The organism is Palleronia abyssalis, from assembly GCF_900302445.1.
In the GTDB taxonomy this organism is placed as follows: Bacteria; Pseudomonadota; Alphaproteobacteria; order Rhodobacterales; family Rhodobacteraceae; genus Palleronia; species Palleronia abyssalis.
On record NZ_ONZF01000044.1, the window covers coordinates 1 to 991 of the forward strand.

Below are 991 nucleotides of genomic sequence, written 5' to 3' on the forward strand. Positions count from 1 at the left end.
CTACCTGACGGCCGTGCGCTAACCTTCGGGAGGCAGCGGACCACGGTAGGATCAGCGACTGGGGTGAAGTCGTAACAAGGTAGCCGTAGGGGAACCTGCGGCTGGATCACCTCCTTTCTAAGGATGTGTTTAGTATGGATTACGTTGCCAACGCGCTCAAGTAGCGAAGCGGTAGCGCATGACGTCGTAACACACTTAGCAGTGCCACCTTCTCACGAAGGTCTCCGGAAGCGGAGTGAGCACATATCGGACCGGACCGTCCTCATATCTCTTCAGATCAGCAGCGAGCCACCGGCTCGTGGAATAGGCCGCGCCATTGCAGCCGGGTGCCTCTCGGCGATTGCAAGCAATCGCCTGTCGCACTCGTTCGATCGGCGTTGTCGATCGAACGTGGGTCGGTAGCTCAGGTGGTTAGAGCGCACGCCTGATAAGCGTGAGGTCGGAGGTTCAAGTCCTCCTCGACCCACCATATCCTTCGGGATCGGGGGGCCTTAGCTCAGCTGGGAGAGCATCTGCTTTGCAAGCAGAGGGTCATCGGTTCGATCCCGATAGGCTCCACCAACTCCGATTTGACCGGCAAGCAGCCCTGGCTGTTTACCCGTCCAATCGGACATCGTCGGATGCACGCATTCGACGGATTTACATCGTATAGAGAGATACACATCAGTTAACATGCTGATACGGGCAGTGCGCCCGTATCTTCGGTTCGACCGAGCGGCATGTAACTATCCAAGTCAAGTACACTAACCCAGGCGACCTTCGGGTCGCCAAGAACAGTCCTTCCATACTTTGAACCAGGTGGAAGGGCGGGAAAGTATGCTTCTGATTAATGCCCCGGGGGACACAAAAGGCCTTTGGGGCGCGGAAGAAGTCAGTCTTCTTCTGGATCAGATCAAGCGCGAGAAGGGCGTTTGGTGGATGCCTTGGCAGTAAGAGGCGATGAAGGACGTGATACTCTGCGATAAGCGTCGGCGAGGCGAGAATAGCCTTT

General features: G+C 56.5%; 2 tRNA genes and 2 rRNA genes. All 4 read left to right on the forward strand.

Annotated elements, in window-relative coordinates:
• Nucleotides 1-117 (forward strand): 16S ribosomal RNA (locus PAA8504_RS21680); the annotation flags it as partial.
• Nucleotides 118-392: 275 nt separating this feature from the next.
• Nucleotides 393-469, forward strand: a tRNA-Ile gene (locus PAA8504_RS21685).
• Nucleotides 470-485: 16 nt separating this feature from the next.
• Nucleotides 486-561, forward strand: a tRNA-Ala gene (locus tag PAA8504_RS21690).
• Between the two features lie 329 nt (nucleotides 562-890).
• A 23S ribosomal RNA gene (locus tag PAA8504_RS21695) occupies nucleotides 891-991 on the forward strand; the annotation flags it as partial.